General features: G+C 47.8%; 20 protein-coding genes. 14 read left to right on the forward strand and 6 right to left on the reverse strand.

What is annotated here, in order from left to right:
- Positions 1–9 precede the first annotated feature (9 nt).
- The 5 genes from ATG66_RS02250 to ATG66_RS02270 form a co-directional block, all read right to left on the reverse strand.
- Positions 10–909 (reverse strand): hydroxymethylglutaryl-CoA lyase, encoded by a 900-nt coding sequence (locus tag ATG66_RS02250; RefSeq protein WP_098413783.1) that lies wholly within the window; start codon positions 907–909, stop codon positions 10–12.
- Positions 906–1,745, reverse strand: coding sequence for an enoyl-CoA hydratase-related protein (locus ATG66_RS02255; protein ID WP_098413784.1), 840 nt, complete (start codon positions 1,743–1,745; stop codon positions 906–908). The genes ATG66_RS02250 and ATG66_RS02255 overlap by 4 nt, the downstream gene beginning before the upstream one ends.
- Positions 1,746–1,775: 30 nt before the next feature.
- Positions 1,776–3,380: a carboxyl transferase domain-containing protein gene (locus ATG66_RS02260; protein WP_098413785.1), complete on the reverse strand. Its 1,605-nt coding sequence runs from the start codon at positions 3,378–3,380 to the stop codon at positions 1,776–1,778.
- A gap of 25 nt (positions 3,381–3,405) precedes the next feature.
- Entirely contained in the window at positions 3,406–4,578 is a 1,173-nt protein-coding gene (locus ATG66_RS02265; RefSeq protein WP_098413786.1) for an isovaleryl-CoA dehydrogenase, read from the reverse strand.
- Positions 4,579–4,645: 67 nt separating this feature from the next.
- Positions 4,646–5,020 (reverse strand): MerR family transcriptional regulator, encoded by a 375-nt coding sequence (locus tag ATG66_RS02270; protein WP_098413787.1) that lies wholly within the window; start codon positions 5,018–5,020, stop codon positions 4,646–4,648.
- A 245-nt stretch (positions 5,021–5,265) separates the two neighbouring features.
- Here ATG66_RS02270 and ATG66_RS02275 point away from each other — a divergent pair, with 245 nt between their 5' ends.
- The 8 genes from ATG66_RS02275 (at position 5,266) to ATG66_RS02310 (ending at position 14,591) form a co-directional block, all read left to right on the forward strand.
- Entirely contained in the window at positions 5,266–6,477 is a 1,212-nt protein-coding gene (locus tag ATG66_RS02275) for a thiolase family protein (protein WP_098414498.1), read from the forward strand.
- 20 nt (positions 6,478–6,497) lie between these two features.
- Positions 6,498–7,991, forward strand: a complete 1,494-nt coding sequence (locus ATG66_RS02280; RefSeq protein WP_098413788.1) for a CoA-acylating methylmalonate-semialdehyde dehydrogenase — start codon at positions 6,498–6,500, stop codon at positions 7,989–7,991.
- Between the two features lie 19 nt (positions 7,992–8,010).
- On the forward strand, positions 8,011–9,165 hold the full coding sequence (locus tag ATG66_RS02285; protein WP_098413789.1) for an acyl-CoA dehydrogenase family protein: 1,155 nt from the start codon (positions 8,011–8,013) through the stop codon (positions 9,163–9,165).
- 38 nt (positions 9,166–9,203) lie between these two features.
- Complete coding sequence (locus tag ATG66_RS02290) at positions 9,204–9,989, forward strand: enoyl-CoA hydratase (protein ID WP_098413790.1); 786 nt, start codon at positions 9,204–9,206, stop codon at positions 9,987–9,989.
- Positions 9,990–9,997: 8 nt separating this feature from the next.
- Positions 9,998–11,137, forward strand: a complete 1,140-nt coding sequence (locus ATG66_RS02295) for an enoyl-CoA hydratase/isomerase family protein (protein ID WP_098413791.1) — start codon at positions 9,998–10,000, stop codon at positions 11,135–11,137.
- A gap of 11 nt (positions 11,138–11,148) precedes the next feature.
- Complete coding sequence (mmsB, locus tag ATG66_RS02300; RefSeq protein ID WP_098413792.1) at positions 11,149–12,054, forward strand: 3-hydroxyisobutyrate dehydrogenase; 906 nt, start codon at positions 11,149–11,151, stop codon at positions 12,052–12,054.
- A 109-nt stretch (positions 12,055–12,163) separates the two neighbouring features.
- Positions 12,164–12,922, forward strand: a complete 759-nt coding sequence (locus ATG66_RS02305; protein WP_098413793.1) for an SDR family oxidoreductase — start codon at positions 12,164–12,166, stop codon at positions 12,920–12,922.
- Between the two features lie 541 nt (positions 12,923–13,463).
- On the forward strand, positions 13,464–14,591 hold the full coding sequence (locus tag ATG66_RS02310) for an NADH:flavin oxidoreductase (protein ID WP_098413794.1): 1,128 nt from the start codon (positions 13,464–13,466) through the stop codon (positions 14,589–14,591).
- A gap of 57 nt (positions 14,592–14,648) precedes the next feature.
- On the opposite strand, the gene ATG66_RS02315 is transcribed toward ATG66_RS02310, so the two are convergent.
- Positions 14,649–15,539: a LysR family transcriptional regulator gene (locus ATG66_RS02315; protein ID WP_098413795.1), complete on the reverse strand. Its 891-nt coding sequence runs from the start codon at positions 15,537–15,539 to the stop codon at positions 14,649–14,651.
- Positions 15,540–15,694: 155 nt separating this feature from the next.
- On the opposite strand from ATG66_RS02315, the gene ATG66_RS02320 reads away from it, so the two are divergent.
- The 6 genes from ATG66_RS02320 to ATG66_RS02345 all read left to right on the forward strand — a co-directional run bounded on the left by ATG66_RS02320 (position 15,695) and on the right by ATG66_RS02345 (position 22,968).
- Entirely contained in the window at positions 15,695–16,093 is a 399-nt protein-coding gene (locus ATG66_RS02320) for a RidA family protein (RefSeq protein ID WP_098413796.1), read from the forward strand.
- 74 nt (positions 16,094–16,167) lie between these two features.
- On the forward strand, positions 16,168–17,628 hold the full coding sequence (locus ATG66_RS02325; RefSeq protein WP_098413797.1) for an aldehyde dehydrogenase family protein: 1,461 nt from the start codon (positions 16,168–16,170) through the stop codon (positions 17,626–17,628).
- Positions 17,629–17,700: 72 nt separating this feature from the next.
- Positions 17,701–18,690: a membrane dipeptidase gene (locus ATG66_RS02330; protein ID WP_098413798.1), complete on the forward strand. Its 990-nt coding sequence runs from the start codon at positions 17,701–17,703 to the stop codon at positions 18,688–18,690.
- Positions 18,691–18,800: 110 nt separating this feature from the next.
- Complete coding sequence (locus ATG66_RS02335) at positions 18,801–20,402, forward strand: BCCT family transporter (RefSeq protein WP_098413799.1); 1,602 nt, start codon at positions 18,801–18,803, stop codon at positions 20,400–20,402.
- A gap of 101 nt (positions 20,403–20,503) precedes the next feature.
- On the forward strand, positions 20,504–22,240 hold the full coding sequence (locus tag ATG66_RS02340) for a hypothetical protein (RefSeq protein WP_098413800.1): 1,737 nt from the start codon (positions 20,504–20,506) through the stop codon (positions 22,238–22,240).
- A complete protein-coding gene (locus tag ATG66_RS02345; protein ID WP_098413801.1) occupies positions 22,237–22,968 on the forward strand; it encodes a DUF3726 domain-containing protein in 732 nt (243 codons plus the stop codon). Before ATG66_RS02340 ends, ATG66_RS02345 begins: the two co-directional genes overlap by 4 nt.
- Positions 22,969–23,111 lie beyond the last annotated feature (143 nt).

Here is a 23,111-nt window from a genome sequence, read left to right on the forward strand (position 1 = left end):
AGATGACGATCACATGCGATGACGCAGTGCGAGTGATACTTTAGACGTTGGAACGCGATTAAGCTCTTCACTTATCATCCATCCGGCTTTTGCTAACAGCTCGAGATCAACGCCTGTTTCGACACCTAAACCTTGGCACAGATACAGCACATCCTCAGTGGCGACATTGCCTGAAGCGCCAAAAGCATAAGGGCAACCTCCCAAACCAGCAACACTGCTGTCTATCGTACTGATACCCATGCATAAAGCTTGATGGATATTAGCCAGCGCTTGCCCCCACGTATCATGAAAATGAACGGCGAGCTTTTGGCTTGGAATATCAGCTATGACATTTTCTAACATGTGACTAATACGATTTGGGGTTGCTGTCCCAATGGTGTCGCCTAGTGATACTTCGTAACACCCTAAGTCGATAAGCGCTTTGGTTACACTGGCCACCTGTCGAGGATTTGTCGGGCCATCGTAAGGACAATCGGCCACACAAGACAAATAGCCGCGTACAGGAATGCCATGCTTGGCGGCTTGTTGCATAACAGGTTCGAAGCGTGTCAGGCTTTCAGCGATGGAACAGTTAATGTTGTGCTGACAGAATCCTTCAGAAGATGAGGTAAAAATCGCCACTTGGTTTGCGCCAGCGTCTAACGCTTGTTCGAAGCCTTTTAGGTTTGGTGTCAGAGCCGAGTAAACGACCTTATTTCGTCTTGTTATGGCGTCCATCACTTCTTTAGAGTCTGCCATCTGCGGCATCCATTTCGGAGAGACAAAAGAGCCCACTTCAATATGCGTTAGCCCTGTATCTGAGAGCAAATTGATTAGTCTTATCTTTGTGTGGGTCGCCACAGGAGATTCATTTTGTAAACCATCCCGCGGGCCGACTTCAACGATATTTACTTTTAAAGGAAGCATTATTTATCCTGCGATTTCGTTATCCAATTCGGGGGGCGTTTCTCTAGAAACGCTTGTAAGCCATCTTGTCCTTGTGGCGATATCCGAATGTCTGCAATGAGTTGGCTAGTATAGTGAATGAGTTGCGGATCGATCGGGTTTTGATGACATTGGTGACACAGCGTTTTGGCTTTACGCATTGCATCCGGACTATTGAGAAGCAAAGTATTGATGACAGCGTCGACAGCGCTCTCAAGGTGCTTTGCATCTTGCACCTCGTGCACAATACCGAATCGTTCGGCGTCTTCAGCAGCAATGATTTCGCCAGTCAAAATGTATCGTCGAGCTTGCCGATTCCCCATGGCCCGCATGACATATGGCGCAATAGTGGCAGGGACTAAACCGAGTTTTACTTCACTTAAACAAAACTGGGCACATTGGCTTGCGATGGCGATATCACTGCAACAAATCAACCCAAGTGCGCCTCCAAATGCGGAACCTTGAACAACTGCGACGGTTGGCTGCGGGAAGGCGTCAAGTGTCTCCATTAGGCGCGCTAAGTTTTGGGCGTCACGGAAATTATCCTGACGAGTACTATTGGCCATCGATTTCATCCAATTAAGATCGGCACCGGAAGAAAAATTCTTACCATTACTTCGCAATACCAAGCACTTCACATCCGTTCGTAACGCAAGATAATCAAGGCGATGGATGAGCAAGTCGATCATGCAAGCATCAAAGGCATTATGCTTTGTTGTTCTATTGAGGGTGATCGTTGCTACGCCATTATCATCTACGTCCCAAAGGACATTGTCTTGTCTTTTAGCATTGGGAATGATGCTTGGTTGCATTTCCTGCATACTGCCTTCCTTTATGTTTCTTTGGATAATTTACATTCTGAAAATGCCAAACTCACTGTCAGGAATCGGCGTGTTCAGCGCTATCGTTAGGGCTTGCGCTAACACCTGACGCGTTCGTTTTGGGTCGATAATTCCGTCATCCCATAATCGCGCGCTGGCGAAATATGGGTGTCCTTGTGTTTCATATAAGTCTATGATCGATTCTCTAAAAATGTGTTCTTCTTGCTCTGACCATGTGTCTCCCTGACGTTTTTTCGCTTCTTTACGTACTTGCGTTAAGACGCCAGCAGCTTGCTCACCACCCATCACAGAAATACGCGCGTTCGGCCACATCCACATCATGGTGGGATCATAAGCTCGGCCGCACATGCCATAATTGCCGGCTCCATACGACCCGCCAATGATCACGGTAAATTTAGGGACGTCAGCACAAGCGACGGCCATTACTAATTTGGCGCCATGCTTAGCGATGCCTTCTTCTTCGACTTTTTTCCCGACCATAAAACCGGTGATATTTTGAAGAAAGAGGAGCGGGGTTTTACGTTTGGCGCACAGCTCAATAAAGTGCGCCCCTTTTTGGGCAGATTCACAAAACAAAATGCCATTATTTGCCACAATGCCGATCAGTTGACCGTGAATACGTGCAAAACCACACACTAACGTTTTGCCATACAGCGCTTTAAATTCATCAAAATCGGAGTCATCGACAACACGAGCAATAATTTCTCGAACGTCGAATGACAAGCGTAAGTTCGCATTGACGATGCCGTATATTTCTTCGGCATCATAGCGAGGGGGCAACACAGTGCTTTCCGGCTTGATAGGTTTTGCCTGATTTGCATTGGCAATGGCTTCTCGTGCAATCATCAGCGCGTGCTCATCATTCTCTGCATAATAATCGGCGACGCCAGATTTTCGGCAATGGACGTCGGCACCACCCAGCTCTTCACCGGTGACGACTTCTCCTGTGGCGGCTTTGACTAAAGGGGGGCCTGCTAAGAAGATAGTGCCTTGCTCTTTGACCATAATGGATACGTCTGCCATCGCAGGGACATAGGCACCGCCAGCGGTACAAAGTCCCATCACGACCGCGACTTGCGGAATGCCTTTGGCTGACATTCGTGCTTGATTAAAGAAAATACGGCCGAAGTGTGCTTTGTCTGGGAAGACTTCAGCTTGATGGGGAAGGTTTGCCCCGCCGGAGTCGACTAAGTACACACAAGGGAGCTGGCAGCGTTGGGCGATTTCTTGCGCTCTGAGATGTTTTTTGACCGTGAGTGGATAGTAGGTTCCGCCTTTTACCGAAGCGTCGTTGGCAATCACCATGCATTGAACGCCCTCAATGTGGCCAACGCCTGCAATGACGCCAGCGCAGGGAACGGACTCGTCATACACTTGCCAAGCGGCGAATTGACTGATTTCTAGAAAATCAGAACCTTCATCCAGCAAACGCGTGACACGCTCACGGGCAGGGAGTTTTCCTTTTTGACGCTGGTGCTGAATGGCTTCCTCACTGCCTCCTTGTTTGATGCATTCAATGTCGTGGTTTAGCTGATTGACTAACTTCTCCATCGCGATTTTATTGGAAAGAAACAACGCGTCAGTTGGCTTAGTTTTGCTTTTGATAATGGCCATAACGACTTCCTTGTCACGCACTGGTTTATGGTCGAGATTCTTCGAATAGCTCTCGGCCGATCAACATACGACGAATCTCGGACGTGCCTGCGCCGATTTCGTAGAGCTTCGCATCGCGTAGCAACCGTCCGGTTGGATATTCATTGATATAACCGTTCCCACCGAGCAGTTGTATGGCATCCAGTGCCATGTGTGTGGCCAATTCGGCGCTATACAAAATCACACCAGCCGCGTCTTTTCGTGTGCAATCGCCACGATCACAGGCTCCCGCGACGGTATACACATAGGCTTTAGCCGCGTTCATTCGTGAATACATGTCGGCGAGCTTGCCTTGAACTAACTGAAACTCACCAATAGATTGCCCAAACTGCTTTCGCTCATGCACGTACGGCAGCACAATATCCATGCAGGCTTGCATGATGCCGAGAGAGCCAGCGGCAAGGACAACGCGCTCATAGTCTAAGCCACTCATCAGCACCTTTATGCCTTGGTTCACGCCTCCGAGGATGTTTTCTTTCGGTACCACACAATGTTGAAAGACGAGCTCGCAAGTGTTGGAGCCTCGCATGCCCAGTTTGTCGAGTTTTTGGGCATGGCTGAATCCCGTAAAGCCACGCTCGATAATAAATGCAGTAATACCGCGTGAGCCTGCATTGCTGTCCGTTTTGGCATAAACCACAATCACGTCAGCATCAGGGCCGTTGGTGATCCACATTTTGTTGCCATTCAGCGCAAAGTGATCACCTTTGTCTTCGGCTTTGAGTTGCATGCTGAGCACATCAGAGCCTGAGTTCGGCTCGCTCATTGCTAAAGCCCCAACGTGCGTGCCATCAATGAGTTTAGGTAGGTATTTTTTGCGTTGGGAAGAGGTGCCGTTCCGAAAAATTTGATTGACGCAAAGGTTCGAGTGCGCGCCGTAGCTGAGTGCGACAGATGCTGATGCTCGGCTGATCTCTTCCATTGCTACAACGTGCGCCAGATAGCCCATACCTGCGCCACCAAATTCTTCGTCAACGGTCACGCCAAGTAATCCCATTTCTCCAAACAAAGGCCATAAATGATTCGGGAATTGGTTATTGCGGTCAATATCTGCCGCGATGGGAGCAATGTGTTCTGTGGCAAAGGCATTTACGTGGTCTCGGAGCATAGCAATGGTGTCACCAAGTCCAAAATTCAGTGGGGCGTAAGTGCTTTTCATAACGTCTCCCTGTGGCGAAGGCGGTCGCAGCAGTCAGTAGCAAGGTGTGATTACCTGATTTGGTCTGCTATTTTTCGTGGCTTTTGATGGTTTCAATGCATCGTTCTTTCGCGGTATTTAATTCATTCATGACCACACTAATGTCGTTTAATTGTTGCTGAAGAAACGCTTGCTTCTCTTCAATAATATTCAGCATTTTTAGCAACTGCTCATCGGTTTGCTGCATGTCGTAAAGTTCGAAAAGCTCACGAATTTCCGCGAGTGAAAAACCAAGCCGTTTGCCCCTTAAAATCAGTTTAAGGCGAGTTTTATCTCTGCGCTGATAAAGACGCATGTTGCCTTTTCGCTCTGGCTCAATCAGACCGATGTCCTCATAAAACCGGATGCTACGAGTCGTAATATCAAACTCCTTGGCGAGATCACTGATCTTGTATTTGTCCATAACATACTTGCCTCGAATAAAAATTCAGCGTCCCGAAATTGACCCTTGGTGTGTTTTTTTATCTCACTGTAAAGGCTAGTGCTATGCTTACGTAAACGTCAAGAAATCACAGTACGAAAGTTGGTTGATTGAAAAGGGCTAAAGGGTCAGTTCAGGGTTTCTTTTGGCTTTGTGTTAAAGCGGAAAAAGCGCATGACCAATCGATTAAGCTTCGTGATTTAGATATACCTCTAGGGACGGAAATCATGGGAAAAGACATCTGGATTGTCAGTGCGAAAAGAACACCGATCGGGCGCTTTCAAGGAAAATTGCAAAAATACTCTGCTCCCCAATTAGGCGTGATGGCGATCAAGGCCGCGATGAAAGAACGGAACACAACATCCGTTGATGAGGTGTTCATGGGGTGCGTGCTCGCGGCTGGTTGTGGGCAAGCGCCGGCAAGACAGGCAGCACTCGGGGCGGATCTCCCATTGAACACGGGGTGCACGACCATCAACAAAGTATGTGGTTCTGGCATGAAGAGCGTCATGCTAGCGCACGATTTGATTAAAGCGGGTACGATTCGAACGGCCATTGCTGGTGGCATGGAGAGCATGACCAATGCGCCGTATTTATTGAAAGAGGCGAGAAAGGGAATGCGCATGGGGCACCAATCGACGTATGACCACATGTTTCTTGATGGGTTACAGGACGCACGCGAAGGGCACTTAATGGGCGTCTACGCTCAACACATCGCAGACAGGCTTAAGTTTACCAGAGAACAAATGGACAAATGGGCAGTCATGTCCGTGAAACGCGCATTGGAAGCGCAAGAGCGAGGTTTATTCTCGGATGAGATTGCACCGATTGCGATACATACCAACTCAGAACAAACCACGCTTGATTACGATGAGCACCCGCGCTCGATTGATCTGGATAAGATATCTCAGCTTAAACCTGCCTTTGATAAAAACGGCACCGTGACTGCGGCAACCTCAAGCGCGATTGCCGATGGCGCTGCGGCGCTGGTTCTGATGGATAAAGAGACAGCGCTTCATCAAGGGCTTACGCCACTTGCCATTATCAAATCACACGCCACCCACGCGAGAAAACCCGCCGAATTTACCTTGGCGCCAGTCTATGCGATTGAGCAGCTATTGTCGCGATTAGACTGGTCGATTGATGAAGTGGATTTATGGGAAATCAATGAAGCGTTTGCTGTCGTTACTCAAATCGCAGTGGCTGAACTGGGGATTGAAGCCAATAAAGTTAATATCAAAGGCGGGGCATGTGCGCTAGGGCATCCCATAGGTGCAAGTGGCGCCCGAATTCTGGTGACGTTAATTCATAGCTTACGTCAGTTGCAAGCTTTAGGTACCAATGGCGACTTGGAAGCCAGAAAAGTGATGCGAGGCGTTGCGTCACTGTGTATCGGCGGTGGAGAAGCAACCGCGATTGGTATCGAGATACCGCTTTAAAACTGAGAAAGGAGTAAATGATGACTCGTTTGGTTCCCCTATTTATTGCTGGTGAGTTTCGTGAATCTCAAACGTCTGATTGGGTCGAAGTGACCAATCCTGCCACTAATGATGTCATTGCGTACGTTCCCTGCTCAACGGATCACGAGATGGAAGCCGCCATTGATAATGCGAAAGAGACATTCCAATCTTGGAAGGAAGTGGCAGTATCCGAGCGTGCCAGAGTCATGCTTCGTTATCAGCACCTTCTCAAAGAACATCATGATGAGCTCGCTACGTTGCTTTCTCATGAAACGGGTAAGATTTTCGCTGATGCCAAAGGCGATGTGTGGCGAGGCATCGAGGTGGTTGAGCAGGCTGCAAACATAGCCAGCAACATGATGGGCGAAACCGTCGAAAACGTCGCTACGGATATTGATAGTTACTCAATGATTCAACCCCTAGGTGTGTGTTGCGGCATCACGCCGTTTAACTTTCCTGCCATGATTCCGTTGTGGATGTTCCCAATCGCTATCGCGGCGGGCAATACGTTTGTGCTCAAACCTTCCGAACAAGTGCCGTTGACCTCTATTCGTCTAGCCGAACTCTTTGAGCAAGCTGGCGCGCCGAAAGGAGTGTTGCAAATCATTCATGGCCGCAAAGAACAAGTCGACTTTCTGCTGGCTCATCCTGACATCCGAGCGGTGTCATTTGTTGGCTCGGTTCCAATTGCCCGTTACATCTACACCACGGGAACGAAACACTTTAAACGCGTTCAAGCTTTTGCTGGCGCGAAAAATCACATGGTGATCATGCCCGATGCGAACAAAGAGCAAGTGGTGAATAATTTAATTGGTGCATCGGTTGGGACAGCGGGGCAACGTTGTATGGCGATTTCTGTTGCGGTATTTGTCGGCGATTCAAAACAATGGATTGCAGACCTCAAACAGGCAATGGTGAAAATACACCCTGGACCTTGGGACGATGAGCAGGCTGCTTATGGTCCACTCATCAGTGAACAGGCCAAACAACGCGTATTGGACCTAATTGAAGATGGTAAGCAGCAGGGCGCGGTGTGTGAATTAGATGGTAGCCAGTGTGACGTGGACGGTTTTCCCGATGGTAACTGGGTCGGGCCGACTTTGTTTAGTGGTGTGACGGCGAATATGTCGATTTACACCCAAGAGATATTTGGCCCTGTTTTGGTTTGTATGGAAGTGGATACGTTGCAAGAAGCCATTGAGTTAGTGAATCACAACCCATACGGGAACGGCACTTCCATTTTTACCGCTAATGGCGCTGCGGCGAGAAAATATCAGCATGACATTCAAGTCGGTCAGGTCGGGATCAATGTGCCTATTCCGGTCCCTTTGCCATTTTTCTCTTTTACAGGCTGGAGAGGCAGCTTCTATGGCGATTTACATGCGTATGGTAAACAAGCGGTACGCTTTTATACCGAGACTAAAACGGTGACGGCACGTTGGTTTGATGACGATATTCCAACAGGGCCTAATCTGACCATCCAACTGCGCTGAGTGAATAGAAGGAGCTTTTATGGACTTTGAACTTAATGAAGATCAACGTGCATTTGCCGATACCGCTCAGCAATTTGCCGATGAGCGTTTAACGCCGATGGCGGCGGAGTGGGATGAGCAACAGGTTTTCCCAGTCTCCGTATTGCGAGAGGCAGGAGAGTTAGGTTTTCTGAGCCTCTACACGCCAGAAGCGCATGGTGGCCTAGGGCTGAGTCGCTTAGATGCTTCAATTATCTTTGAGCAACTGGCTATGGGATGTACGTCCACCACGGCGTTTATGACGATTCACAACATGGTCAGTTGGATGATAGCCAGTTTTGCTACCGATGAAGCCAAAACGCAGTTCTGCTCGAAGTTAGTCACGGGAGAATGGTTAGGTTCGTATTGCTTAACCGAGCCCAACGCCGGATCGGATGCCGCCGCGTTGACCACGTCTGCCATTAAAAAGGGGGATCAGTATGTCCTCAACGGCGGTAAAACCTTTATCTCTGGTGCAGGTGAGACGCAAGTATTGGTTGTGATGGCGAGAACTGGTGGTTCAGGTGCTAAAGGTGTTTCGGCGTTTGTTGTCCCCGCCAATGCTGAAGGCATCACATACGGTCGCAAAGAGCCGAAGATGGGCTGGAATAGTCAACCAACAAGAGCCGTCACATTTGATAATGTGTCTATCCCAAAAAGTTATTTATTGGGCGAAGAAGGACAAGGCTTTATCTTTGCGATGAAAGGGCTTGATGGCGGGCGTATAAATATTGCTACCTGCTCCGTCGGTACGGCTCAACAGGCCCTTAATCAAGCGACACAGTATATTCAGGAGCGTAAGCAGTTCGGCAAACCGCTGGCACAGTTTCAAGCCTTACAATTCAAATTAGCAGACATGGCGACAGAGCTAGTGGCAGCACGGCAGTTGGTGCGCTATGCCGCCAGCAAACTCGACCGAAATGACCCGGATGCCACTGCTTATTGCGCGATGGCAAAACGGTTCGCAACCGATGTGGGCTTTCAGGTTTGCGACCAAGCGCTGCAGCTTTATGGCGGCTATGGTTACATCAAAGAGTATCCAATGGAACGTCATTTCAGAGATGTACGTGTGCATCAAATTCTGGAGGGGACCAACGAAATCATGCGTTTGATCATCGCGCGCCGTTTGTTCTCTGAGGAATCGACCTTGCTGTAGCGAAGTATTGGATTTGCTCATTGAGAAAGGATTCAGATATGCCATTAACCCAAGAAGCCATTCAACATACCATCACGAATCACGTCGCGGTGGTGACGATGAACAACCCGCCAGCCAACACGTGGACAGCAGAAAGCCTCAAGGCATTGAAGTCACTGATACTCACACTTAACAATGACAAGCAGGTCTACGCACTGGTTTTAACCGGCAGTGGAGAAAAGTTTTTCTCTGCTGGTGCTGATCTCAAGCTATTTTCTGACGGTGACAAAGCGGTTGCGTTAGACATGGCACGATGCTTCGGTGAGGCGTTTGAAACGCTCTCGGAATTTCGTGGTGTTTCCATTGCCGCCATTAATGGTTACGCCATGGGCGGAGGTTTAGAAGTGGCATTGGCTTGTGACATTCGAGTCGTCGAAGAACAAGCGGTATTGGCTTTACCAGAAGCCAAAGTCGGACTTTTACCTTGTGCTGGCGGTACCCAGAATCTCACGGCCTTAGTGGGGGAGGGTTGGGCCAAACGCATCATTTTATGCGGTGAACAAGTCAGCGCAGGCAAAGCAAAAGAACTAGGCTTAGTAGAAGAGTTTGTGCCTAAAGGAGAGGCTTTAAACAAAGCGATGGCGCTTGCAGAGTCGGTTGCCAACCAGTCACCATCTTCTGTCGCCGCATGTAAGGCGCTCATTCAAAATATGCGCTCAGCGCCACTGAAGCATGGCTTAGTTAAGGAGCGAGAGTTGTTTCTGAATCTTTTTGATACGGAAGATCAAGTTGAAGGTGTTCGCGCCTTTTTAGAGAAACGCCCACCGCAGTGGAAAAACCGATAGGAGGCCGCATGGTAGGGATGGTAACCATGAGTGAAATGGATTGCTCAGATGGCGTGCACCGAGTTGGTATCGCAACGTTAGACAACCCCTCTTCATTGAATGCATTGACGTACGACATGTTGGTTCAACTTAACGACCAGCTTATCAAGTGGCAAGACGATCCGCATGTGGCTTGCGTGGTACTTACTGGCGCTGGAGAAAAAGCATTCTGTGCTGGTGGTGATGTTCGAGCCATGTATCACGTCATGCATAACGAGAGCAAAGAAAAAGTGGCCGAGTTCTGCACCGACTATTTCTCGCTGGAGTATGAGTGTGACTATCTGATCCACACCTACAACAAACCTATCATCGGTTGGGGAGAAGGCATTGTCATGGGGGGTGGGATGGGGCTTTTTATGGGAACCAGCCACAAAGTGGTGACGCCAATCTCTCGCCTTGCCATGCCAGAAATCAATATTGGGCTGTATCCCGACGTCGGAGGTACGTGGTTTTTAAGTCAGATAGACCCGCAAGTGGGTTTATTCCTCGGATTGACAGGTTCAATGGTAAATTCAAGTGACGCTGTCACTATTGGTTTGGCCGAGTGGTTATTGCTCGAAGAGCAGTACTCAGCTTTGTTGGAGGCGCTAAAGGGGCTCCAATGGGACAAAGAAGATGCGAAAGAGTTGGTAAATACACTACTACACTCAATGGAACAACAGGTTATTGATAGCAAACCAACCACGCAAATTTGTCCATACTTAGAGCAGATAAAAGAAGTGTGCAAAGGTTATGACCTTAATGCCATCGCGCAGCGAATTATGGCTATCGAGGGAAACAGTCAATGGATAGAAAACGCGAAAAAAACGTTCGCAGCGGGCAGTCCGATTACCGCGCATATCTGTTTCAGGCAAGTGAAAGAATATTACGGCTTATCGCTTGCAGATTGTTTCCGCTTGGAACTGAGTTTATCGGTTCGCAGCGCCTTATTAGGTGAGTTTAAAGAAGGCGTTCGTGCACGGCTTATCGACCGTGATGGTGAGCCCAACTGGATGTTTAACAATGTCAGTGAAGTCGATGAAAATGTCATCGATACGTTGTTTACCTCACTTTGGCCGGATGACGAACATCCATTGGCTAATTTGGGTGAAGAAACACGAGGTCAATAAGGAGAATGATCATGAGTACCATCGCATTTATCGGTTTAGGCAGAATGGGGCATCCGATGGCGCAAAACTTGTTAGCGTCAGGATTTAATGTGCAAGTATTTGATGTCGATGACAAAGTGACAAAACAGCTTGCGCCTTTTGGTGCAGTGGTGGCGAGCTCTATCGAGGAAGTGGTGGATGGAGCAAGCACCGTCATCACGATGTTGCCTGCTGGTTCTCATGTTCGATCTGTGTATCTTGGTGACTTACACGGTGGCGTCGGTGTTTTGAATATTGTTGCGCCCAGTACCTTAATGATTGATTGTTCAACCATTGATCCGGACTCCGCACGATTAGTCGCGAATGAAGCAGCCAATAAGCGCGTGTTGTTTGTTGATGCGCCCGTTTCGGGTGGCGTGGCAGGAGCAAAAGCGGCGACATTAACCTTTATTGTCGGTGGCTCGGATGAGGCGTTTTCGAAAGCCAATGCCATTTTGCAGTACATGGGCAAAAACGTTTTCCATGCAGGGAAAGCGGGCGATGGACAAATGGCGAAAATCTGTAACAACCTCATGCTCGGCATTTTAATGTCTGGCACGTGCGAGGCGTTAAATCTAGGCATCGATCATGGCCTCGACCCCAAAGTGTTATCAAATATCATGTTGCAAAGCTCTGGCCGAAATTGGGCATTGGAGCTTTACAATCCTTGTCCGGGCGTGATGGACAGTGCGCCAGCCAGTCACGATTACCAACCGGGTTTTATGAGCAAACTCATGTTGAAAGATCTCGGTTTGGGATTAGATGCGGCGTTACAAACGCACTCTTCGGTTCCGATGGGCGCACTGGCGCGTAATTTATATTCTTTCCACAACGCGAGTGGCCACGGTGAGCTAGACTTCTCAAGCTTGTTTGAGTTTTACAAGAGTAAGAAAGGCTAGACCGAGTTTTGCTACAAACCGTCTGAAATGGTGAAGTAAAACGCATCATTTCTGACAATTTAGACAAATTTGAAATAGGGAACATTATTAGCAATGGAGGGCAGCAAATATGGACATAAAAAGTAGTGTCATTGCCATTACAGGAGCAGGGCAGGGACTCGGGCAAATGATGGCAATTACGCTCGCTCAAGCCGGAGCGGATTTAGCGTTATTAGATGTAAATGCCAGCGGCTTAATGGAAACACAAGAGCAGTGTCGAATGCTCAGTGCGAAAGCACAGACTTATCAAGTGGATGTAACGAACGAGATCGACGTTGAAACTACGTTTGATGCAATTATCCAAGATTTTGGCCAACTCAATGGGTTAGTCAATAATGCTGGCGTGTTAAGAGATGGATTACTTGTAAAAGCCAAAGACGGCGTGATAAGCAAAATGTCATTAGAGCAATTTAATTTGGTCATGAACGTCAACGTTACGGGGACATTTTTATGTGGACGTGAAGCAGCGGTTAAAATGATTGAGAGTGGCTCACAAGGCGTTATCATCAATATTTCTAGCGTCTCAAGGGCAGGGAACATTGGGCAAACCAACTATTCTGCCTCTAAAGCGGCGGTCGCAACCATGGCGACCACTTGGGCACGAGAGCTAGCAAGATACGGTATCCGCGCAGCAGCGATTGCGCCTGGGGTTGTTCATACCTCAATGGCAGAGCAAATGAAGCCGGAAGCGATTGAGCGTCTAGAAAAAATGATCCCAATTGGAAGAATGGGCGAAACAAGTGAAATCGCGCACGCGGTAAAATACATTCTTGAGAGTGATTACTTTACTGGCAGAGTATTAGAAGTGGACGGCGGTATCCGGATGTAAGCGCAATCAAAACTCTTCATTCTTGTTCGTTAGAGTGGTCGCTTAATCACGCTTTCAAAGAGCATCACTTGCTCCGAGGGTAGTCCTATTTTATTCATAGAGCGAGCTTTAGGCTCACACCATGAATAATGCTTTCTCATTCGATAATGAAAAGAAAATACCATTCAAATTCTAGGTGAAATCATTAGTTAGATATTGATGACAATTTTCTGCGGCGAATGTCGCTTCGCCATTGAAGCAAATGACGCACTGGTTAAGATAGAGGAACTTTTATTTTTGTCCTTTTGTTGGCCTTTCTATTTATGTGTTTACTCAAAGACCAGTTTTTCCAAAGGATAGTTAAAGTAAGTCGCGTTTAACGCACTAAACCTTAATCCAGATTAAAGTTTGTCACCCACGAGGCATTAAGGTGCGCCTGTAGATTGTAAGTCTCAAGGATTCAGAGAAGGAACAGCCATACATTGTGTATCGCTGTTCCTTTTTCGTTCTTGGTTACTTGCGAAAAGATAGCACCATAAAGACAAATTTAAGAGGACTGGTTTTGAGCATTTTGTTTTCCGAAGCCCGCATTGGCAACATGATCCTAAAGAACCGTTTTGTGCGTAGCGCAACGTGGGAAAACATGGCGACTGAAGATGGTCATATGACGGATAAGCTTTACGATATTTACGCAGAGTTGGCGAAAGGTGAAGTGGGTCTGATTGTTACCGGTTATGCCAATATCGTCGAAGAAGAGAAACCCAACGCGGGTATGATGGGGATCTATAACGACTCGTTCATTGAAGAATACAAAAAGCTAACAAAGCTAGTACATCAACACGATTCTAAAATCGTCATGCAAATTGCTTACGGTGGCACCAAAACCACCTACAACGTCGGCGAACGCGTGATCTTCGCTCCGAGTGATGTGGCCGAACGTGGCACGAATACGCAAGGCAAAGCGATGACTCAGGACGAGATCGACTACATCGTAAAAGCATTTGCATCGGCGAGTAAACGTGCTCAAGACGCTGGCTTTGATGGGGTCGAAATTCACGCCGCGCACACTTACTTAATTAACCAATTTTTAAGCCCATATTACAACCGTCGTGAAGACGAATATGGTGGCAGCTTAGAAAATCGCATGCGTTTTCTTATGGAAATTTATTCTGAAACCAGAAAATTAGTAGGGAGTGATTTCCCAATTCTTGTAAAGCTGACCGCAACAGAGTTCTTCGACGGTGGGTTAACCTTCAGTGAAACACGCACCGTGTGTAAAAAGCTCGAAGAAGTCGGCGTCGATGCCATCATTGTCTCTGGCAACATTCATGGTAAAGCCAGCGAACTTGTTGGCGAAACCTTTGACGGCTGCACACTGCAAGAAGAAGGATATTTCCACGAATATGGTCATGTGATCAGTCAAGATGTAAACGTACCGGTGATTACTGTCGGTGGGTTGAGCGACATTGATGCGATTGAGAAAATTGCGGAAAACACGGATATCCAATTTTTCGCGGTGTCACGCCCGTTGTTGGCAGAGCCTCAATTGGTCAAGCGTTGGAAAGAGGGTGATCGTGCCCCAGTCGATTGCGAACGTTGCTCTAAATGTCGTACCAAGCGTGGTAATTTCTGTGTGGTGTATAAAAACCGAAACCGTCGTAAGGAGCTAAAGGCTTCACTCAATGCATAAAAACCGCCACTTAAATAGCAGAGGTTTTTGAATGATGTCGATAAAGCAAGGAATGCTTTATGCTTTTTTATCTTGATAGTTCAGGTAGTGCACACACAAATCATGAAATGCCTTGGCTTGAGGCGAGATCGTGCGGTCGGTCAAGGTAAAGATACCAATTTGCCTTTCGAGCGGTGGATCGATAAGCGGGATCCAAACTAAACGAGTTTCATTATTTGGGAAAGCGAGTTTCGGCAATGTGGTTACGCCTATCCCCAGTTCTAATACAGAAAATAGTGATGTGATATTTTCCACGGAATAGAGCGCTTGCTCGCTCAATGCTCTGGCAGGGGTGGGGTCGAGTAGCGTGCAGGTCCCGTTGCGAATAAAAGGTTGTTCGAGCAGGGTTTGCCACTCGACCCCTTCAGGGTGTTTGGCGATGGGATTGTCTTGTAAACACACCACACCAATTGGATCGGATAGCAATGGCGTAAAGTCGATACCGCCTTCGTCTAAATGAGATGGGTTGCCGAGGGCTAAATCGACCTCTCCAGAGAGCAAGCGAGACTCGACGCCCGCGGCGTTATCATCGATTAAGCTCACTTCGACACTTGGATATTTTTCACAAAAGGCACCTAACACACTCGGGATGAGTTTTGCTGCCACAGAAGGAACGCTGGCAATTCTCACTCGTCCTTGTTGTCCTGCGGCCGCGGCTTTTAAGTCGTTATCTAACGCGTTGTAGATATTGAGAAACTGCACCACTTTAGGTAAACAGATCTCACCAAAAGGCGTCAACTTAGTTTTGTTTCCTGGCTCAAATAATGTTTGTCCAAGTATTTTTTCTAGTTCTTTGATTGACGTTGATAGCGCTGCTTGAGTGCGGTTTGCTCGGTGTGAAGCGGCTCGAAAACCCCCTTCTTCGACTACCATCACAAAATGGATTAATTGTTGAAGCTTGATACTCATCCTCGATGCCTCGTCATCCCTTTATTTACCTTATTCTCAATATTCTGATAAGTTTAATTTATCGAATGTAAAGAATTTATCGTTAGATTTATCGTCTGTCAATGTGCATCATTTAACCATATTGAAACAAAGCTGTTACAAAGGTTGAAAGGCACGTGAATACTCCTACTAAAAAATACCCAGTAAAAACCAGTCTGTTTGCTTCTAAAGCGCCGCTCGAATGGGCAATTGTTAACAACGGTACCCTGTATACGGCACAAATCCCTATCGATGATACCGGCGTTGTAGTTGAAGGCGGCATCGAAGCACAAACACGCCAAACCTTTAACAATCTTATTCATACCCTAGAGTGCGCGGGAGAATCTTTGGACTCGGTGTTGCAGGTCCTGATTTACGTGACCGACAGAGAATACTTAAAAACCGTTAACCAAGTGTACGCAGAATATTTTGACGCGCCGTATCCAAACCGCGCCGCCATGGTGGTTGCAGGGTTAGCACGAGAAGAAATGCTGGTGGAGTTCGTCGTCTACGCGTCGGCACGCCAATCAGAATAAACCATAACAAGAATTATTAGAGATCAGCGAATTGGTGGCTTGCCATCACAAATCGGAAGAACAAGGAAAGAACCATGACTTTTATTAACAATGTTCAAGCAGAAAAATCCCTCTACATTGCAGGTGAATGGCAATCGGGCATGGATACCATCGCCAATATTAACCCTTCTGATATCAGCGAAAACATTGGTGATTTCGCTCAAGCGAGTGTGTCGCAAGTAGAACAAGCGATCCAAGCGGCTAAATCGGCGCAACCAGAGTGGGAAAAAACACCCATAGAGCGTAAACAAGCGGTGCTGCAAGCGATTGGTGATGAGCTGATTGCACGCTGTGACGAATTGGGCACCTTGCTTTCACGTGAAGAAGGTAAGCCATTTGCTGAAGGCCGTGGTGAGATTTACCGTGCAGGCCAATTCTTCCAATACTTTGCTGCTGAAGTGCTGCGTCAAATTGGCGATAACGCTGCTTCTGTCCGTCCGGGTGTCTCCGTTGAAGTGACTCGCGAAGCCGTCGGCGTTATCGCCATTATCTCTCCTTGGAACTTCCCAACAGCTACCGCGGCTTGGAAAATTGCGCCAGCACTTGCATTTGGTAACAGCGTGGTGTGGAAGCCGGCAAATTTAACCCCAGCAAGCGCTGTGGCTCTCACTGAGATTATCCATCGCCAAGGCTTGCCTGCAGGCACGTTTAATCTGGTTTTGGGTAGCGGTTCTCAAGTGGGTAATACGCTGATTAACTCCAAAGAGATTAACGGTGTCAGCTTTACAGGCTCTGTTGATACTGGTCGTAAAGTGGCAGCAGCGACCTCGCCAAACTTTGTTCGTTGCCAGTTGGAAATGGGCAGCAAAAATGCATTGGTTGTCGCTGATGATGCAGATCTTCAAATTGCGGTTGAAGCGACAATTGCGGGATCGTTTTCTGGTGCGGGACAAAAATGTACCGCGTCGTCTCGCTTAGTCGTGATGGACGGCATTCACGATGCGTATGTCGAAGCGCTAATCAAACGCATGAGTGAGCTGAAAGTGGGTCACGCACTGAAAGAGGGCGTATTCATGGGGCCAGTGGTGGATGAAAACCAACTGAATGCCAATTTCGGCTGGATTGAAAATGCCCGTCAAGCGGGCGCAGAGTTGGCTTTCGGTGGCGAGCGTTTAAACCTTGAACATGACGGTTACTACATGTCGCCAACCCTGTTTTTGAACACACAAAATAGTTGGGAAGTGAACCAAGAAGAAGTCTTCGCACCCATGGCGAGTGTGATCCGCGTGTCTGATCTTGATGAAGCGATTACGGTTGCTAACGATACACGCTTTGGTCTGACCGGCGGCATTATCACTCAAAGCCTGCGTAACAGTGCGATCTTTAAGCAGCAAGTTCAGGCTGGATGCGTGATGGTGAATTTGCCAACGGCGGGGACGGATTACCATGTACCGTTCGGTGGCCGTAAAGAATCTAGTTTTGGTCCTCGTGAGCAAGGTCAGTACGCCAAAGAGTTTTACACCGTGGTGAAAACCGCTTATCAGCGCCCTTACTAAGAACAGTTGGGTAGTTGATGGCATCAGCTCCCCACACTGAAAGGCTAAGAAATTGTTTTTTAAGGAGTGGTTATGTACCAACAACGGATTGTGATTGACGGATTGCAGTACTGCAATTGGGATCGAGAGTACTTCCAAACGCTAAAGGCGAGTGGCATTACCGCCGTTCATGCCACCATGGTGTATCACGAGTGCGCACGTGAAACCTTAACCCGCTTTGCTGAGTGGAATTTACGCTTTGAGCAAAATGCGGATCTCATTATGCCTATCTATTCAATGGCAGACGTAGAAAAAGCCAAAGCCGAAGGCAAAGTTGGGATCTTCTTCGGCGCGCAGAATTGCTCTCCAATTGATGATGAAATTGGCTTGATTGAAGTGATGCGCCGCCAAGGTTTGCTGATCATGCAGCTGACCTATAACAACCAAAGCTTACTGGCGACCGGTTGTTATGAACAAAATGATTCCGGCGTAACTCGCTTCGGTAAGCAAGCGATTGAAGAGATGAACCGAGTTGGGATGATCATTGATATGTCCCATAGCGCCGAGCGTTCAACGTTGGAAGCTATCGATCTTTCTTCGCGTCCTATTTGTATCAGCCATGCCAACCCGACGTTTGCGTATGACGCACTGCGTAACAAATCCAATACGGTGATTAAAGCGTTAACCGAGCGTGGTGGCTTGATTGGATTCAGCTTATACCCGTTCCATTTGCCAAATGGCAGCCAGTGTACGCTGGATGACTTCTGCCAAATGGTTGCGAAAACCGCAGATATGTTTGGTGTCGACCATTTAGGCATCGGTAGCGACCTGTGCTTAAACCAGCCGCAACAAGTGTTGGAATGGATGCGCAACGGTCGTTGGTCAAAAGCGATGGACTATGGCGAAGGGTCAGCAAGTAACTCGGGCTGGCCAGATGCGCTGCCATGGTTCTGCGGCAGTGCAGGGATGGAGAACATCTACAACGGATTAATGCGTCACGGATTCAGTGAATCTGAGGCAGGAAAAATATTGGGTGAAAACTGGTTCAACTTCCTCAAAGAAGGATTAGAGCCTATTTCATAGCATTCCCCAAATTAGGAACCGCCTGCCAACATAACAACAATACGGCAGGCGTAAAACTCACATCTTGTAGCCAGTCTTTGGCAGCTGCAACAAACCTCTGGAGTCAGAGTATGTCTGATTTTACCAATAGCATGAAAGCTTCCGCGGTGAGCGTGTCATCAGGCGAGGCACAAACAACACGCAAAACATCAACGGTGACTAACACCACGGATAAATTAGGTCTAAATAACCCCGCTTTCTGGTATAGCGGCGGTTTTATCGGCCTATTCGTCGCCATCGCACTTTATGATGGCGAGCTGTTATCGACACTCGTTAATGCCGGATTTGGCTGGGCAGTTCAAGTGTTTGGGCCTTACTGGCAGTTATTGCTTCTTCTCACTTTTCTTATTGGTCTTGGATTAGCTGCAGGGCGAACAGGTAAGGTGATGTTGGGTGGGATCGCTAAGCCGGAAATGGACACCTTTCGTTGGATGGCGATTATTTTTTGTACCCTACTGGCTGGTGGCGGCGTTTTTTGGGCGGCGGCAGAGCCTATCGCACACTATGTGAATCCGCCACCTTTGTATGGCGCGCAAGATAACTCGCAGCAAGCGGCAGTGAATGCATTGTCTCAATCTTTTATGCACTGGGGCTTTCTGGCTTGGGCAATTGTTGGTAGCTTAACCTCTATCGTGGTCATGCATTTGCATTACGACAAAGGCTTACCGCTAAAACCCCGTATTTTGCTTTATCCAGTGTTGGGCGAACGAGCGCTTAAAGGCCAGCTCGGTGCATTGATTGACGCGTGCTGCATTATCGCGGTAGCCGCGGGCACTATCGGGCCAATTGGGTTTCTAGGCTTGCAGGTTAGCTACGCGTTAAATGCGCTTTTTGATATTCCTGATGGCTTTACGACTCAGCTTATCATCATTTTGTTTGCGATTGCGCTTTACACCTTGTCAGCACTCAGTGGATTAAGCCGAGGCATGCAACTGCTTAGTCGTTACAACGTGATTCTGGCAATGGCATTGATGGTTTACATCCTGTTTTTTGGCCCTACGAATTTTATCTTTAACGGATACATTCAAGGTGTAGGGAGCATGCTGGATAACTTTATCCCAATGGCGACCTATCGCGGTGACGAAGGTTGGCTAAGCTGGTGGACAGTATTTTTCTGGGGCTGGTTCCTTGGTTATGGTCCGATGATGGCAATCTTTATTGCGCGTATTTCCCGTGGTCGCACTATTCGCCAAGTTATTTCCACCATCAGTATTGTGGCTCCACTCACCACCTGTTTTTGGTTCACGATTGTAGGCGGCTCAGGCCTTGCGTTTGAAATTGCGGAACCGGGTAGTGTGAGTGCGGCGTTTGAAGGCTTTAACTTGCCAGGTGCTTTGCTTGCAGTGACTCAGCAGCTACCAATGCCGATGCTGACTTCGATTCTATTTCTGATTTTAACCACGATCTTCATCGTCACAACGGGCGACTCAATGACCTACACCATCAGTGTCGTGATCAGTGGTGAAACGGAGCCGAATGCGATCATCCGTACCTTCTGGGGCGTAATGATGGGAGTGACAGCACTGATCCTGATTTCGCTTGGCTCTGGTGGCATCTCTGCACTGCAATCTTTCATTGTGATTACCGCGGTTCCGGTTTCTCTGATTCTGTTGCCGTCACTTTGGAATGCACCGCAAATCGCAATCAAAATGGCGAAAGAGCAAGGGCTATAACAAGTATCTAATTCAAACAACGTGGAGCTTGTGCGGGTGTTTTCCTCCTGCATCCGCACAAACCCTAGTATTCTTACAATAACAAATAGGTGGTGAGCAAAATGGATGCACATCGTTCTACTTATACGGAAGCAACTATGCGCGACGCAGCGATTGTCATGGCAGCCGAAAGGCTTGGCGCAATGCACCAAAACCGAATCAGCTTTGTTCGTAGTCTGATTCGTAATATGGCAAGCCAAAATTGGCAGGTAACCAAGCATGAGTGGCAACTTTGTCCGCGTGGTTATGGTCACGTTATTTACAAATTGACCACGCTAGAGCACGTTTATCATTTGGTGGTGTTCTGTGATGAAATTGCTGATGACGAGCGTAATGATCGCGTCATTGCTGAAAAGTGGGACGTCACATTCGCACTGGTTCAAGGCGATGTTGATGTTACTTTGTTGGAAAGATTGCGAGCAAATGTACCGCTGCAAGAAGCGGGACGCAATCCGAATAACGTGCTTGTTCTGGCTCGCGCAAACAAAAGCGTGCGTGTGTTTGAACACATTGTTAGCGCACTTTCTCAAGGCAAGCAGCCCGAGCCAAAAGAGCTGGCGGAAGTGGGTTATATCTTGCGTACCACGGCCGTTTATGGCAACGGAAAGTTTGGCATCGCCGATTTCAAACTGTTAGAGAATAACCCAGATTTCAGCCAGTCTTTTAGTGCGCAAATGTGTGCCGTATATATGTTGCGTGAATTCAGCCTAGATTGGGTGCACTACCTGGCACTTCAGCAAGGAGGCGACAAAGCGGTGGCTTTGCATCGTGGCTTGCAGCGCTACCTTGGTGTCGGCAATGCTACTGGCTTAGGCATGGCTCCATACTTGATTAATCACCCGTGCATCGTTGACCAATGGATGACCTCCCGCGAACGTGCTATTGCGCGAGTCTTTGCCATGCCATGTGAAGAATCATTCCATACGCCATTGCAAGCTTTACTAAACAAAGCGCAACGTCACCTAGAGCAAGTTATCACCATTAATGAGCATCAAGACAGGCTCAATCACCAAGCGATAGCGGACATCAAACAACTATTGTCTGAACTCACAACGTTAATGGCATCACATCCGAACTGGGCGAGTTTGGTCGAGCATAAGAAAACAATGAGTGTGGAAGCCCAAGAAATCCTCACCTCTTGCTTGATTGAACTCTACCCATCTTTGGTGGACGAATTTGCTAGCCAAATGAATACGGATGAAACGCTATCGATTCCGGGCGGGAAAAAGATCCAAGATTTACTTGAGGTGTTGCAAAGCAAATACCGCTGGGTGATTGATGCGGATTACTCACTAGCCGAGAACAACTACTGGTTCTGGTATCGTTCACAAGACAAAGAAGAACCAAGGCTTGGTGTTCGTGGGGAGGAAGCAGGAGAAGAAAAAGAGCTGCCGCTTGATATCGGCAGACAAGTGAATCGCTTGTACCACGCTTTGCTTGGTTGTGATGAAGAAATGTCCGTAGCAGAGTTTCTGTTGCAAAATCCGACTTACCGTTCGATCACACGTCGCGTATGGACGTTAGGCAACCGAGCAATGGGTGATATTCAAATGAACGTGCTACGCCAAGATGCACTGCCAATGCACTTATTGCGCTGTAAGTTGGCTATCTTTGGTGCGACTAAGTTTGATCCACGCTCGGATCGTTGGGTTCGCGTGACCTTCTTCCAAGGTGCGCCGCTGGTGGATGAAATTCACGACCCGCAATTGGCAGATAACTGGATTTTCCCAAGCATGCCTGAGCGTGAAGAAATTACGCAAAGTGACAATCAAAAAATCAACGGAGGATTTGCAGTATGATCGTCTCTCATAACGAATTGGTGGCCGTGGTTAATAAGGCATTTCTTGGCATGCGCCGTCACTGTGGTGAGGCGGATGTCATCGCAAACATGGTGGCGGATTTGCAAATGGTCGGTTTGCACGGAGTACGCCACTTTAATAACGCCAGCCTGTTTCTTGAGTTAGATTCCGACTGCGCCGTATCGGTGACCAACAGCACGCCATCGAGCATCGAGATGGATTTGCACAATGGTAGTGTGGCGTGCCACTTACCTACCGTGTTGGACTTCGCACTTGAGAAAATGATCAACAGCAAATCCATTACCGTTACATTGAAGCAGTGTCATAATCGCTGGTTAGCATTCAGTGAACTACTGAAGTTATCGGCTAAAGGGATTGCTTGCCGCGCACAGTGGATTAATGGTTCCAGCCCAAGACGCACGCTTTATGTACTCAATCGAGGACGTATCGCACCCGAAGTATTTTTCTCGGATCAGGTTGATGAGCAGGAGACGGATCTTCATCGCATGATCATTGAGCTTTCAATCAACGATTTCGATCTTGAAAAGAGCTCACAAGATTATGCTATTCATATTGAAGGAGATGAGTTGCTCCGAGCTCAGCAAACATCATGGAAAAATGGCATCTTTGTTGAAGACCAAGAGTGGGAAACCCTTAAGCAAAGCGCAACGGCATTCTTAGTTGAAAGTAGCGAGCGCTCAATACAAGGTGCGGGTGGGGTGATTTAGAGCCAATACAAATAAGCCACATTAAGGCGGCGTACGCGGCCTTTTTCACCAGCAGAAACGATGAGCCGGCATACCATGTATGAGCATAGTTAGCCTCCTAAATCGTTATAGAAAGGAGGCGAAATAATTTGTTCGTTTTGGCA

Origin of the sequence: Vibrio sp. ES.051 (genome assembly GCF_002563795.1) — a bacterium.
In the GTDB taxonomy this organism is placed as follows: Bacteria; Pseudomonadota; Gammaproteobacteria; order Enterobacterales; family Vibrionaceae; genus Vibrio.